Raw genomic sequence first — 13,550 nt, 5'->3', positions numbered from 1 at the left:
GCCGAAAGACGGCTCAATGCACGGCGCAGTCTGAGGGCAAAAGCGAGTTCGCTGCCTGCACACTCTAGAAGTCCCAGTCCTCATCCTCAGTCACAACGGCCTTGCCGATCACATACGACGAGCCCGACCCCGAGAAGAAGTCGTGGTTCTCGTCGGCATTGGGCGAGAGCGCCGAGAGGATCGCCGGGTTCACGTCGGTGACGGTCTTCGGGAACATCGGCTCGTAGCCGAGGTTCATGAGTGCCTTGTTGGCGTTGTAGTGCAGGAACTTCTTGACGTCTTCGGTCAGGCCGACGCCGTCGTAGAGGTCTTGCGTGTACTGCACCTCGTTGTCGTAGAGCTCGTAGAGCAGCGAGAACGTGTAGTCCTTCAGGTCGTCGCGCTCGGCCTGCGAGAGACCTTCGAGCCCCTTCTGGAACTTGTAGCCGATGTAGTACCCGTGCACGGCCTCGTCACGGATGATGAGGCGGATCATGTCAGCAGTGTTCGTGAGCTTCGCCCGCGACGACCAGTACATGGGCAGATAGAAGCCCGAGTAGAACAGGAAGCTCTCGAGCAGCGTCGAGGCGACCTTGCGCTTCAGTGGCGAGTCGCCCTGGTAGTACTCCATGACGATCGCGGCCTTCTTCTGAAGGTTCTCGTTCTCGACCGACCAGCGGAACGCGTCGTCGATGTCCTTCGTCGAGCAGAGCGTCGAGAAGATCGAGGAGTAGCTCTTCGCGTGCACCGACTCCATGAACGCGATGTTCGTGTAGACGGCCTCTTCGTGCGGGGTGATCGCGTCGGGGATGAGCGAGACCGCGCCGACCGTGCCCTGAATCGTGTCGAGCAGCGTGAGACCGGTGAACACGCGCATCGTCAGCACCTGCTCGTCGCGGGTCAGCGTGTTCCACGACTGGATATCGTTCGACAGCGGAATCTTCTCGGGCAGCCAGAAGTTGTTGACCAGACGGTTCCAGACCTCGAGGTCCTTGTCGTCTTGAATGCGGTTCCAGTTGATCGCATTGACGTGGCTGACCAGCTTCAGCTTGCCGCCCGTGTGGGCGGGATCGTTGCTGGCGGAGTTCACCGGGTCTGTGAGGGTCATGTCAGGTTCTTTCTGAGCGGATGTCTCGTGGCGACGGGTCTTCAGCGGTGCGCGATGCTCAGAGCATGCACGAGACGCACTCGGTCATGTCCGTGCCTTCGAGCGCGAGCTGACGCAGGCGGATGTAGTAGATCGTCTTGATCCCCTTCTTCCATGCGTAGATCTGCGCCTTGTTGATGTCGCGCGTCGTCGCCGTGTCCTTGAAGAACAGGGTGAGCGAGAGGCCCTGGTCGACGTGCTGCGTCGCCGCGGCGTAGGTGTCGATGACCTTCTCGTAGCCGATCTCGTAGGCGTCCTGGTAGTACTCGAGGTTGTCGTTCGTCATGAACGCAGCCGGGTAGTACACGCGACCGAGCTTGCCTTCTTTTCGGATCTCGATCTTCGACGCGATCGGGTGGATCGAGGCCGTCGAGTTGTTGATGTACGAGATCGAACCGGTCGGCGGCACGGCCTGCAGGTTCTGGTTGTAGATGCCGTGCTCCTGGATCGACGCCTTCAGCGCCTTCCAGTCCTCCTGCGTCGGGATGTGCACGTTGGAGTCGGCGAAGAGCTGCGTGACCTTGGCGGTCGCGGGCACCCACGCGGCATCCGTGTACTTGTCGAAGAACTCACCCGAGGCGTACTTCGAGTCTTCGAAGCCGACGAAGGTCTCGCCGCGCTCCTTGGCGATGGCGTTCGATGCGCGCAGCGCGTGGAACAGCACCGTGTAGAAGTAGATGTTCGTGAAGTCGATGCCCTCTTCGCTGCCGTAGAAGATGCGCTCACGGGCGAGGTAGCCGTGCAGGTTCATCTGGCCGAGGCCGATGGCGTGCGACTTGTCGTTGCCGTCTTCGATCGAACGCACCGAGGTGATGTGGCTCATGTTCGACACGGCGGTGAGGCCGCGGATGGCGGTGTCGACCGTCTTGCCGAAGTCGGGCGAGTCCATCGTGAGCGCGATGTTCAGCGAGCCGAGGTTGCACGAGATGTCCTTGCCGATCTCGTTGTAGCTCAGGTCTTCGTTGTACGTCGTCGGCGTGTTGACCTGCAGGATCTCGGAGCACAGGTTCGACATGTTGATGCGGCCCTTGATGGGGTTCGCCTTGTTCACCGTGTCTTCGAACACGATGTACGGGTAGCCGCTCTCGAACTGGATCTCGGCGATCGTCTGGAAGAACTCGCGCGCGTTGATCTTGGTCTTCTTGATGCGCGGGTTGTCGACCATCTCGCGGTACTTCTCAGTGACCGAGATGTCGCCGAACGGCTTGCCGTAGACCTTCTCGACGTCGTACGGCGAGAAGAGGTACATGTCCTCGCCGTTCTTGGCGAGCTCGAACGTGATGTCGGGCACGACGACGCCGAGCGACAGCGTCTTGATGCGGATCTTCTCGTCGGCGTTCTCGCGCTTGGTGTCGAGGAACCGCATGATGTCGGGGTGGTGCGCGTTCAGGTACACCGCGCCGGCACCCTGGCGGGCACCGAGCTGGTTGGCGTAGCTGAAGCTGTCTTCGAGGAGCTTCATCACGGGGATGATGCCGCTCGACTGGTTCTCGATCTGCTTGATCGGGGCGCCGGCCTCGCGGATGTTGGAGAGCGAGAGCGCCACGCCGCCGCCGCGCTTGGAGAGCTGCAGGGCGGAGTTGATGCCGCGGGAGATCGACTCCATGTTGTCTTCGATGCGGAGCAGGAAGCAGGAGACGAGCTCGCCGCGCTGGGCCTTGCCCGTGTTGAGGAAGGTCGGGGTGGCCGGCTGGAAGCGACCGCCGATGATCTCTTCGACGAGGTTGACGGCGAGCTTCTCGTCGCCCTGTGCGAGGCCGAGGGCCGTCATGACGACGCGGTCTTCGAAGCGCTCGAGGTAGCGCTTGCCGTCGAACGTCTTCAGCGTGTAGCTCGTGTAGTACTTGAACGCGCCGAGGAAGGTCTCGAAGCGGAACTTCTTCGAGTACGCCAGGTCGTTGAGCTTCGTGATGAACTCGAACGAGTACTGGTCGAGCACTGCCTGCTCGTAGTACTCCTTCTCGACGAGGTAGTCGAGGCGCTCTTTCAGCGAGTGGAAGAAGACGGTGTTCTGGTTGACGTGCTGCAGGAAGTACTCGCGCGCCGCTTCACGGTCTTTGTCGAACTGGATCTCGCCGTTCGGACCGTAGAGGTTCAGCATCGCGTTGAGCGAGTGGTAGTCCATGCCGCTCGCCGAGCGCGGTGCGTCGATGAGCGCTACGCCGTCAGTTGTCGCTGTGTTTGCCAAAATGCGTCCAATCCATCGTTGACGGCGCGAACGTCGTCTGGTGTTCCGAATACTTCGAAGCGGTAGAGGTGCGGCACCCCGGTCTTGGCGGCGATGATGTCGCCGGCCAGACCGAAGGCCGTACCGAAGTTGGTGTTGCCCGCGCTGATGACGCCGCGGATGTTCGAGCGGTTGTCGGGGTCGTTCAAGAAGCGGATGACCTGCTTCGGAACGGCACCCTTGCCGTCGCCGCCGCCATAGGTCGGCACGACGAGCACGTAGGGCTCGTCGACGTGCAGTGCTTCTTCACGCGCATGCAGCGGGATGCGGGCCGCAGGGCGGCCGAGCTTCTCGATGAAGCGCTTCGTGTTGCCCGAGACGCTCGAGAAGTAGACCAGATTCGTCATGGTGCGTCCTTCGCGACTGCGTTCTCCACCGGTTCACTCCCCCGAGCTCACCGGCACTCACTACGCGAGTCGAGAGGCGAGTTCGTCGATCTTGTCGGGACGGAATCCCGACCAGTGGCCTTCGTCGGTGATGACGACCGGAGCCTGCAGGTAGCCCAGCTCTTTGACCTGCGCAAGGGCGCTCTCGTCGACAGAGAGGTCGAGCACTTCGTACTCGATGCCCTTACTGTCGAGGGCGCGATACGTCGCGTTGCACTGGACGCAAGAAGGCTTGGTGTAGACCGTGACCGTCATTGTTTTCCCCTCGTTCTCAGGCTCTGGAGGAGCCTGTCCCCCGGTGTTGCATTTCGTACTTCAATACTACATCTAGTGTTCGAAGAACTCGACTGCCACAACATGCTGTAGTTACATTCGTGTAGTTATCCACGGGGTTATCCACGGGTTATGAACAGCGGATGCCTCGGTGACCGGCGGATTCTCGCGGCTTCGACCCTGGTTATCCACAACCGGCGACTTCGAAATCTCTTGCCCTGTGGATTGATGCCGGGCGTGTCGCGAATCGGAACCCTTGGGGGTGCTACGCGCACCCGACCCCTACATATGGTGTTGTGACCTCCACATTGCCACCACCCACCGACATCACCGCGGCACGACGCGCGGGCGCGCACGGAAGTGGCCGGCGAGGCATCCTTCACCCTCACCGGCCACTCGCGGAATCCCCCGACTCCGCCCGTCGTCTCCCCTCGGACGACGTCTACCCGATCACGCGCAGACGAGCGTCGCGTTCCCCCAATCGGCGTGGTCGTCGCCCGCGTCGTCGGCGTTGCGATCGACGACGAGTTCGAGCCGGTCGACGCCCGTGACGTCGACGTTCAGCGCCTGGCCGGGGTCCGCCCAGGTGATGACACCCGTGCGGGCGAGCTCGACGCCGTCGCCCTTCACGATGAAGACCACGTCGCCGTTCTTCTTCGCGTCGTGCGAGTCGTCGAGGCCGACGGTCGCGGTGAAGGCCGAGCACACGCCGCCGGCGAGCACCGTGACGCTCGAGTCGGCATGCGTGCCGAGCCCCTTGGCGAACGAGACCCCGCCGACCTTCAACGGGAACCCGTCGCCTGCGGCATCCTCGCCGTTGGAGAGGTCGCGCTCGACCGGTCCCCACCCGTTCGTCGACGAGACGAAGGGCAGGTCGCTCACGAACACCGTGCCGACCGGTGCGGTCGGGCCGCCGGGCTCGGTCACCTGGTCGGAGCAGTCGAACTTCGCGTCGGCCCAGTCGGCGTGGTCGTTGCCGTTGCCGTCGGGCGTGGTGCCGACGATCAGGTCGACGTATTGCGCCCCGGCGACGTCGGCGTTGATCGGCAGGGTCGCCGAGGTGGCGCCGAGCACGGGCGTGGTCACGACCGTGCGGCCGTCGGCGACCACGCTGAACTGCACCGAGCCGCGCGTCTTCTGCGCGTCGTCGATGCCGACCTGAGCCGTGAACGCGGTGCAGTAGCCGCCGAGGTAGTAGCGAACGCTGCTCGGCGCGTGCGTGCCGAGTCCCTTCTCGTAGACGACGCCGTCGAGCGTGATCGGCTTGCCGTCGCCCTCGCCCTGCTCGCCGTTCGAACGGTCGCGCTCGACCGGGCCCCACCCGTTCGTCGCGCTCACCCAGGGGTGGTCGCTCGCGAACACGTCGGCCTGCGGCGGGCCGGGGAGCGTGCGCACGGCGGTCTCCGCCGAGATGCTGCGCTCGCCGACCGGTTCGACCGTGGTCGAGTAGGTGGCGTTCGCCGTGAAGGTGTAGCTGCCGTCGGCGCTGGCCGGGGCGACCACGTTCCAGTGGGTGGTGAGCGAGGCGCCCGGTGCGAGGGTCGCGGCCGCTGCGGCATCCGTCGCCTCGGCCGTCCAGCCCTCCGGCACGTCGAGGGTGACCGCGACGTCGGCGATGTCGACCGCCTCATCGGAGGTGAACGTCGTCACGAACTCCTGCTCGGTGCCCTGCTCGATCACGTCGGGCGTGAGCTCGCCGGTCAGCTGGGCGCACGCGGGCACGGCGCTCGATGCGCCGAGGTCCTCGACGAGCAGGTCGTCGAGCATCAGCTCGGCGCCGTCGGCCGAGCCGATGCGCGAGAGGCCCACGAAGGTGTCGCCGCAGAACCCGGCGTCGACCGTCTGGCTGAACCGGGTCGTGTCGGTGGCCTCCCCGAACGTCGTCGACGCGGTCACCGCGGGCCCGCTCGCTCGGTCGTAGCCCGAGACCCAGGCGTACTCCCCCGCCTTCGAGCTCTGGTAGTCGAACGAGACGCGGTAGCTGTGGCCGGGCTCGAACGGGATCGTGTACTCCGAGGTGCGGTAGACCATGCCGGGGCCGCCGCCGGGGCCGCGGTTCTCCTCATGCGCCATGAGCGACCAGTCGCCGTTCAGCACCATGTCGACGGGGCGGTCGTTCCAGCCCTTCTGCGTGAACGGCTCGTTGCGGCCGGCGATGTGCGTGCGCGGGTCGGTCGGTCCGCCGGCGTCGCCCTTGATGAACGGGCCCCAGCCGAAGTCGACGTCTTCGAAGTCCTCGGCGTAGACCACGCCGTCGCCGAGTTCGGCGCGGCTCGTCTCGACGACGCGCACGTCGTCGATGACGACGGATGCCTCGCCGGCCTCGGCCGCGATCGTCAGCGTCGGCCTCGCCCCACCCTTCGGCACGTCGATCAGCACGCGCAGCCGCTGCAGGTTCGTGCCGTTCTTGTCGTCGGCGGCCACGTAGTTCGTCGCCCCCGAGGAGTCGACCGTGACCGACTGCGAGTCGCCCTTCGGCACGTCGACCGAGAGGGTCGTCGGGCGGGTCGCACCCGACTCGACCTCGACCCATGCGCTCACCGAGTGGGTGCCGGCGGGCAGCTTGTCGAACTTCTGGCTGATCGAGGACGCCTCGGCGCCGAGGGTCGCGAAGCGTCGGCCGAGCTCGTCGCGCAGCGGCGCCGCACCACCGGTCGGGTTCCAGGCGTCGAGCGTGCCGGCGTTGAACCCGGGGTCGGCCACGACGGTGCCGTCGCCGAACTCGGCCTTCTTCGGCAGTTCGCTCGCGACGGTGGACTTGCTGCCGCCCGTCAGCACGTAGGCCTGCGCGGCATCCGCTTCGATCGTGACGGTGCCGTCGACGACGGCGACATCCGCGACCTTCTCGCGTCCCGTGTCGGTGAGCTTGAACAGCTGCAGCGAGCGATTCTTCGCGAACTCGTCGGTGAGGGTCCACGTGGTCGTGCCGCCCGCGGGGTTGTAGTGGTAGAGCTTGTCGTGCTTCTCGCTCTCCTTCGACGACCACGGCAGCAGGTAGGTGCCGCCCTGCAGCACGCTCGTGCCGTCGACGGTGATGTTGCGCTCGGCCGCGGTGGCGCCGGTGACGCTCACGTCACCGGTGAGGTCGATCTGCTCTGGCGTCCAGCGGGTGATCTCCTCGTGCTGGAGGAACTTCGCCGGCAGGTTCGCGGTCCACACGTTCTGCAGGAACCCGTCGAAGTCGTTCTGCCCGGTCCAGCCCTCGAACTCGATGATGTGCGTGGCGCCGAGCTTCGGGTCGGGGTTCCAGACGTCGGCCTGCGAGTTGTTCACGAACCGCAGGATCTGGGAGTTGACGCCCTTGTTGTCGGTGCCGCCGTACTTCTCGTCGTTCGCCCAGTGCGACCACGTGTTGTTCTCGCTGAGCTTGTCGGCCCATTCGGAGCCGACGCGGAAGTCGTGGTCGACGAGCGAGTCCTGGATCTTCTGGGCGAGCCAGCCGAACTGGTAGTACACGTCGACGTAGACGAAGTCGAGGTTGTCGTGGGTCGCGTCGGCGAGTTCGCCGATGCGCTCGTCGAGGGTGCCCGAGACGACGTCTTCGCGCTGGTCCATGTAATAGGACTGGTCGAGCCAGTTCCAGCCCTTGGCGTTCTCGTCGGCGAGGGCGTCGCTGAACGACTTCGCCTCGGGGTAGATCTCGGTCGCGTTCACGTGCACGCCGAACGAGGCGTTCCACTTCTCGCCCCGCTTCAGCAGGGTGTTGAGGTCGTCGAGACCGCCGGCGCGCTCGTTGAAGTTGTCGCCGTAGTCGGTGTTCGCCGAGTCGTGGCCCTCGCTCGTGTAGCCCTTCAGCATCGCGACCTGGCCGAGGCCGTCGGTGGCGAGCGAGACGCGCTTCACGTCGTCGAGGGTGCGCAGGAACGGGTGCGTCGCCTGCGATGCGAAGTTGAACGGGATGTGCGTCACGACGTTGTCGGGCGTCTCGTCGCCCTTGAACGGGGCGACGCGGATGTCGCGCATCGCGATCGCGCCGTCCTGCCAGTCGACCGTGCCGTCGCCGTTGGCGTCGGCCGCGATGGCGACCTTCACCCAGGGCAGCTCTTCGACCGTGGTCGAGCGGTCGGCCCGCACGAGCCACTGCCCGCTCGAGACGCCCACCTCGACGCCGCCGGCGCCGTCGCTCACGGCCTGACGCCAGAAGTTGCCGGAGTCCTTGTTGCCCGCGCCCGAGGAGGTGTCGTACAGCGAGTTCGTCGCGAACGCCGCGGCGAGCTCGCCGGTGTTCACGATGATCGCGTTCGACGACTTGGCGCTCGCGTCGAGCGGCGTCGCGGCGGTCACAGGGATGAAGGTGTCGCCCGAGACGTTGCGGTTGACCGAGAGGTTCGCCGCGGCGACGGATGCCCCGGGGTCGGCCGACGACACCGTCACGAGGTTCTGGCCGGGGATCTGCAGCGAGCGCACGACCCCGCCCGGATCGGTGATGCCGGTCACGGCGAACGTGACGACGTTGCCCTTGAGGCTCAGGCGCGCCTCGATCACGACGCCCTCGAGGTTCGTCGGGGTCAGCGTGTAGTCGACCGCCTGCTTGCCCGCGCGCTCCGACGTCACGGTGACCGGCTCGGCCGCTCCGTTGACCATGAGGCTCGTGAGCACATCGGGGTTGCCGGCGATCGAGGCATCCGTCGCGCGGTCGGTGTAGCCGACCACCTGCGGGAACGCCGCCGAGACGGCGACCTCGAGCTGCTTCGAGGTGAGCGTCAGCAGGTCGCCGGAGGTCACTGCGGCACCTGCCGTGGCGGCGGCCGCGCGGTCGGCGGCGCCGCCGAGCGGGGCGGCCGAGGCCGACGCCGCCGTGATCGGGATCAGCGCGCCGGCCGCGAGCACACCCGCGAGGCCGATCCTGCCGAGTCGGTCGATGAAACGTGGTGAAGGCATCCTTGGCTCCAAGCGTCGATCACAATTGTTATCGGTATCAATCGGTATCTTGATGGAGTTCACGCATCGGTGCAAGCTATTTCTCGAATGCGTCGCCACACGACCGCGATCAACTCCACCGCGTTGTTTATCGATAACACTCATTGTCGCCGCGCGGGCGACGGCGTAGCCTGACGTCGAGCCAGATCTTCGCACCCGATGAAGGGACGCCCGATGACCGAGTTCGCGACCTCAGCCGACGGCACGCGCATCGCCTACGACCGGCAGGGATCGGGGCCGCCCGTGATCCTCATCGACGGGGCCATGCAGTTCCGCGCGTTCGACCCGGCGAGCGTCGAGATGGCGAAGGAGCTGGCCCGCCACGGGTTCACCGTCTTCCACTACGACCGGCGCGGGCGCGGCGAGAGCCCCGCCGAGGCGCCGATCACGCTCGAGCAGACGCTCGACGACCTCCGCGCGCTCATCGCCGTCGCCACCGAGGGCGCCGACGATGCCGTCGCCCTCTTCGGCAGCTCCTCGGGCGGTGCGATCGCACTTGCGGCCGCGGCATCCGGGCTCGCCGTCTCGAAGCTCGTGCTGTGGGAGGTGCCGCTGAGCGCCGAGCTCGGCACCGACGGCGCGGAATTCCTCGCCGGGCTGCGCGAGCGCATCGCGGCCGGCGACGGCGACGCGACGATCGAGTACTTCATGAAGGACATGCCGCCCGAGTGGCTCGCGGGCGCGAAGTCGGGCCCGGGCTGGCCGGTCATGACGGCGATGGGCCCGAGCCTCGAGCCCGACGCCGAGGCGCTCGCCTGGACCCAGAGCGCGGCACGACCGGCACTCTGGGCGGGGATCACGCAACCGACCCTCGTGCTCGTCGGCGAGCAGACGCTCGACCTCATGAGGCCCGCGGCCGACTCGCTCGTCGCGAGCCTGCCGCACGCGGTCCGCGGCACCGTGCCCGCCGCCGACCACGCGTGGGAGCCGAAGTCGATGGCGCTCGCGATCGCGGGGTTCCTCGTCGGCGGTTGAGGGCGCCTTTCGCCGATCAGCGAGGTCATCGAAGCCGCCGAAGGTCGCGTGCTTCGCAGCGATTCGGGCGAACCGCAGAGACCGTTGTGTGCGCCGACTGGTCGATCGATCACCGTCACGGGAACCTGTGACGAACCACCCTATGTGTTATTGTCAGCACAAATTTGTCATGCAAAGGAGCGAGACGAAGACATGCGGCACATGAAGAGCACATGGAGAGTGATCATCGGCGCGGCCGCGAGCGTGCTGATGATCGGAACGGCGATACCGGCGCAGGCGGCGCAGCCCGACGGGCACAAGCCCCCGCAGGTCCAAACGGAGTCCAACAGCCCTCGTCACCGCGCGGCGGCGGCGGTGGCTGCACTGGTCGACTTCTACAACCCGGAGAACGGACGTTTCGATCCCGGCCCGTCCTGGTGGCAGACCGGAAACTCGCTGCAGGTGGTGCTGGACTTCGAGCAGCGGGCGCATGACACGTCCTACCTCCCGCTGGTCGAAGAGGCGGTGGCGACCCTTCGGGCTCCGCAGGACTGGTGGCCGCAGGGCGGGGGTGAGTTCCGGACCGACTCCACCGACGACACGGGATGGTACGCGCTGGCGATGGTGCGCCTGTACGAACTCACGGGGAAGACCGAATACCTCGACATCGCCAAGCTCGACGAGGCCTACATGCGCGACTACTGGGATGACCGGTGCGGTGGCGGAATCGTGTGGGACATTCCATCGAACAGCTACAAGAACGCCATCAGCAATTCGCTGTACCTCAAGTTGGCGGCTTCCCTCCACAACGCCATCCCGGGAGACACGTTCTACCTCTCCCGTGCGGTCGAGACATGGGAGTGGTTCAAGGCGAGCGGCATGATCAATTCGGACGACCTGGTGAACGATGGCCTCCGAGATGACTGCACGAACAACGGCGGGACGACCTGGACCTACAACCAGGGCTCGCTGATCGGCGGCCTGGTCGAGCTCGCCGAGGCAACGGGTGACCGCAGCCTGCTCACCCAGGCGACGGCGATCGCGGATGCCACGCTCTCCAGCCCCGCATTGGCGCCGGGAGGCGTGCTGACCGAGCCGTGCGAGCCCACCCGGTGCAACACGGATCAGTCGGCGTTCAAGGGCATCTTCGCGCGCAACCTCGCGGAACTGGATGACGTGCTGCGAGGCCATCCGTACAAGAAGTGGCTGAAGAACCAGGCTGCGCTCGCCTACTCCGTCGACCGGAATGCTGCGAACCAGTTCGGTCTGCTGTGGGGCGGACCCTTCGATCGTGCCGATATCGGCCGGCAGGACTCGGGAACCTCGCTGATGGTCGCCGCGCTCTGAGGTTGGACGGGAATGGGCGGCCGGCTCGTGATGACCGGTCGCCCATTCGCTCGCGTCGGGAGCCGCTTGGCGACGACGGACGAGTGTGTCGCGTTCGTCGGCGCCCGTCGAGCGTCGCGACGAGGCCCACGACGCTAGCTCGTCTTGGCGGCCTTCGCCGCGGCCTTCGCGGCCTGCTTCGTGGCGCGCACCTTGGCGAGGGACTCGGGGTCGACGATGTCGGCGACCGAGCGGAACGCCCCCTCGTCGCCGTACGACCCGGCGGCCTCGCGCCAGCCCGGCGCCTCGAGTCCGCACTGCTTGCCGAGCAGCGCGAGGAAGATCTTCGCCTTCTGGTCGCCGAAGCCCGGCAGCGCCTTCAGCCGCTTGAGCACCTCGGCGCCGCTCGGCTCGCCCTGCGTCCAGAGCGCGGATGCCTCGCCGCCCCAGTCGTCGACGATCGCCGACGCGAGCGCCTGCACGCGGCCCGCCATCGAGCCCGGGAAGCGGTGCACCGCCGGCGTCTGCTTGAACACCTCGACGAAGGCGTCGGGGTCGTAGCCCGCGATCGCCTCGGGGTCGATCGAGCCGATGCGCGCGCGGATCTTCTCGGGCCCCGCGAACGCCGACTCCATGGTCACCTGCTGGTCGAGGAGCATTCCCGTGAGCAGCGCGAACGCGTCGTCGCTGAGCAGCTCGTCGGCGGCCTGCTCCCCCGTGATGTGCAATGCCATGCGTCCATCCTTCCACTCGGGCGTCGAGGCATCCGCTCGGGTTCTCAATGCGGACGGAAACTGTCCGCTTCATTGCCTACCGTCGAAGCAGGCGATTCGATGGAACGGATCGCACCACCGCACCCCTACGAGGAGTCACCATGGACTGGAAGATCGAACTCATCCACGTGCCCGTCACCGACGTCGACCGCGCGAAGGCGTTCTACGTCGACAAGCTCGGGTTCAACGCCGATCACGACTTCCAGGTCAGCGACGAGGTGCGGTTCGTGCAGCTCACGCCGCCCGGCTCCGCGTGCTCGATCGCGATCGGCACCGGACTCGGCGGCACGCTCGAACCGGGTCGCCAGGACACGATCCAGGTCGTGATCCCCGACGCCGACGCCGTGCTCGCAGACCTCCGCGCGAAGGGCGTCGACGCGAACGGCGTCGACGAGCAGGCATGGGGCCGCTTCGTCAGCGTGGCCGACCCCGACGGCAACGTCTGGACCCTGCAGCAGCTGCCCGACTACAGCCAGCAGGCGTAGCCCGCGGCACCGGCGACCTACGCGCCCGGCGGGCGCCCGACGGCTCGTGTCGATGCGCGCACGACGAGCGTCGGCGACCGCACGGGCAGGTCCTCCGCCTCCTCGTCGCCGAGCACCGTGAGCACTGCGGCGACGGCATCGCGCCCGAGCAGCGCGAAGTCCTGCCGCACGGTCGTCAAGGGCGGTGCGAGGTGCTCGGCCTCGGGGATGTCGTCGAAGCCGACGATGCTCACATCGCCCGGAACCGAGCGACCCTCGACGGTGAGCGCGTGGATGACGCCGAGCGCCATCTGGTCGTTGCCGACGAACACCGCGGTGAAGTCGGGGTCGGATGAGGCGAGCTGGCGCCCGAGACGATACCCGCTCGCCGGCGACCAGTCGCCCACGAGCGGTTCACGGGCGACGAGCGAATGGGCGGCGAGCACGTCGCGCCAGCCGCGGGCGCGCTCCGCGGCATCCATCGAATCCTCCGGCCCGGCGAGGTGGCGGATCTCGCGGTGCCCCAGCTCGACGAGGTGCGAGACGGCCCGCCGCGCTCCCTCGAACTGATCGAGCGACACCCGGTGCGCGAGCCCCGAGCCCTGCGACGCGACGGCGACGAGCGGCACGCCGAGCTCGATGCCCTGCACCGCGTCGACGGCCGTTCGGTGCGCCGCGATGAGCACTATGGCCTCGACGTTCTGGCGGACGAGCATCTCGGCGGCCGACCGCAGCGACGCGGCATCCGTCTCGAGCAGGCTCGCCATGATGACCGCGTACCGGGCATCGCGCGCCGCCTGGTTGAAGTGCAGGGCCGTCGCCGAGGGACCGAAGTCGGGCGCACCGGTCGTGATGAGGCCGAGGGTGCGCGAGCGTCGCGTGACGAGGGCGCGCGCCGCCTGCGACGGCACGTACCGCAGCTGCTTGATCGCCTTCTCGACACGGTCGCGCGTCGCGGGCCGCACGTTCGGCAGCTCGTTGAGCACACGCGACACCGTCTGGTGCGATACGCCGGCGAGCCGGGCCACATCGAAGATGGTGGCCGCGCGCGCCTTGTCGTCTTCACTCACCGGTTCCGTCGACTCCTGCCCGGCGCTTCCG

10 protein-coding genes are annotated in these 13,550 nt (G+C 66.9%); 3 read left to right on the top strand and 7 right to left on the bottom strand.

Annotation, left to right across the window (positions count from 1 at the left end; all coding sequences use genetic code 11):
- Window positions 1-64 precede the first annotated feature (64 nt).
- The 5 genes from nrdF to ACFCVM_RS17415 all read right to left on the bottom strand — a co-directional run bounded on the left by nrdF (window position 65) and on the right by ACFCVM_RS17415 (window position 8,893).
- The gene (gene nrdF / locus ACFCVM_RS17435) at window positions 65-1,087 is read right to left on the bottom strand and encodes a class 1b ribonucleoside-diphosphate reductase subunit beta (RefSeq protein WP_056005472.1); all 1,023 of its coding nucleotides are present in this window, start codon (window positions 1,085-1,087) and stop codon (window positions 65-67) included.
- Between the two features lie 58 nt (window positions 1,088-1,145).
- Window positions 1,146-3,251 carry a class 1b ribonucleoside-diphosphate reductase subunit alpha gene (gene nrdE / locus ACFCVM_RS17430; protein WP_179552163.1) on the bottom strand — a complete coding sequence of 702 codons (2,106 nt, stop codon included), beginning with the start codon at window positions 3,249-3,251 and terminating at the stop codon, window positions 1,146-1,148.
- 32 nt (window positions 3,252-3,283) lie between these two features.
- Complete coding sequence (nrdI, locus tag ACFCVM_RS17425) at window positions 3,284-3,700, bottom strand: class Ib ribonucleoside-diphosphate reductase assembly flavoprotein NrdI (RefSeq protein WP_375837991.1); 417 nt, start codon at window positions 3,698-3,700, stop codon at window positions 3,284-3,286.
- Between the two features lie 60 nt (window positions 3,701-3,760).
- Window positions 3,761-3,994: a glutaredoxin-like protein NrdH gene (nrdH, locus tag ACFCVM_RS17420; protein WP_056005481.1), complete on the bottom strand. Its 234-nt coding sequence runs from the start codon at window positions 3,992-3,994 to the stop codon at window positions 3,761-3,763.
- Between the two features lie 468 nt (window positions 3,995-4,462).
- Window positions 4,463-8,893, bottom strand: a complete 4,431-nt coding sequence (locus ACFCVM_RS17415) for an endo-alpha-N-acetylgalactosaminidase family protein (protein WP_375837990.1) — start codon at window positions 8,891-8,893, stop codon at window positions 4,463-4,465.
- Between the two features lie 213 nt (window positions 8,894-9,106).
- On the opposite strand from ACFCVM_RS17415, the gene ACFCVM_RS17410 reads away from it, so the two are divergent.
- Both ACFCVM_RS17410 and ACFCVM_RS17405 read left to right on the top strand, forming a co-directional pair.
- Window positions 9,107-9,907 (top strand): alpha/beta fold hydrolase, encoded by an 801-nt coding sequence (locus tag ACFCVM_RS17410; protein WP_375837989.1) that lies wholly within the window; start codon window positions 9,107-9,109, stop codon window positions 9,905-9,907.
- Between the two features lie 192 nt (window positions 9,908-10,099).
- Entirely contained in the window at window positions 10,100-11,233 is a 1,134-nt protein-coding gene (locus tag ACFCVM_RS17405) for a glycoside hydrolase family 76 protein (RefSeq protein WP_375837988.1), read from the top strand.
- Between the two features lie 134 nt (window positions 11,234-11,367).
- On the opposite strand, the gene ACFCVM_RS17400 is transcribed toward ACFCVM_RS17405, so the two are convergent.
- Complete coding sequence (locus ACFCVM_RS17400; protein WP_375837987.1) at window positions 11,368-11,946, bottom strand: HhH-GPD-type base excision DNA repair protein; 579 nt, start codon at window positions 11,944-11,946, stop codon at window positions 11,368-11,370.
- A 140-nt stretch (window positions 11,947-12,086) separates the two neighbouring features.
- Between ACFCVM_RS17400 and ACFCVM_RS17395 the strand changes: the two genes are divergently transcribed.
- Window positions 12,087-12,470 carry a glyoxalase superfamily protein gene (locus ACFCVM_RS17395; RefSeq protein ID WP_375837986.1) on the top strand — a complete coding sequence of 128 codons (384 nt, stop codon included), beginning with the start codon at window positions 12,087-12,089 and terminating at the stop codon, window positions 12,468-12,470.
- Between the two features lie 17 nt (window positions 12,471-12,487).
- Here the strand turns inward: ACFCVM_RS17395 and ACFCVM_RS17390 are convergent, their stop codons facing one another.
- Window positions 12,488-13,519 carry a LacI family DNA-binding transcriptional regulator gene (locus tag ACFCVM_RS17390; RefSeq protein WP_375837985.1) on the bottom strand — a complete coding sequence of 344 codons (1,032 nt, stop codon included), beginning with the start codon at window positions 13,517-13,519 and terminating at the stop codon, window positions 12,488-12,490.
- Window positions 13,520-13,550: the final 31 nt, after the last annotated feature.

The sequence above is a fragment of the Agromyces sp. NPDC056389 genome (assembly GCF_042262385.1).
Classification (GTDB): Bacteria; Actinomycetota; Actinomycetes; order Actinomycetales; family Microbacteriaceae; genus Agromyces.
This window is presented reverse-complemented; position numbering and strand designations above follow the sequence as displayed.

Bases quoted from the DNA above. Each gene is read 5' to 3' on its own strand.
- ACFCVM_RS17395 (WP_375837986.1), top strand. From the start codon at position 12,087: ATGGACTGGAAGATCGAACTCATCCACGTGCCCGTCACCGACGTCGAC.
- nrdF (WP_056005472.1), bottom strand. From the start codon at position 1,087: ATGACCCTCACAGACCCGGTGAACTCCGCCAGCAACGATCCCGCCCAC.
- nrdE (WP_179552163.1), bottom strand. From the start codon at position 3,251: ATGGACTACCACTCGCTCAACGCGATGCTGAACCTCTACGGTCCGAAC.
- ACFCVM_RS17410 (WP_375837989.1), top strand. From the start codon at position 9,107: ATGACCGAGTTCGCGACCTCAGCCGACGGCACGCGCATCGCCTACGAC.
- ACFCVM_RS17405 (WP_375837988.1), top strand. From the start codon at position 10,100: ATGCGGCACATGAAGAGCACATGGAGAGTGATCATCGGCGCGGCCGCG.
- ACFCVM_RS17400 (WP_375837987.1), bottom strand. From the start codon at position 11,946: ATGGCATTGCACATCACGGGGGAGCAGGCCGCCGACGAGCTGCTCAGC.
- nrdH (WP_056005481.1), bottom strand. From the start codon at position 3,994: ATGACGGTCACGGTCTACACCAAGCCTTCTTGCGTCCAGTGCAACGCG.
- nrdI (WP_375837991.1), bottom strand. From the start codon at position 3,700: ATGACGAATCTGGTCTACTTCTCGAGCGTCTCGGGCAACACGAAGCGC.
- ACFCVM_RS17415 (WP_375837990.1), bottom strand. From the start codon at position 8,893: ATGCCTTCACCACGTTTCATCGACCGACTCGGCAGGATCGGCCTCGCG.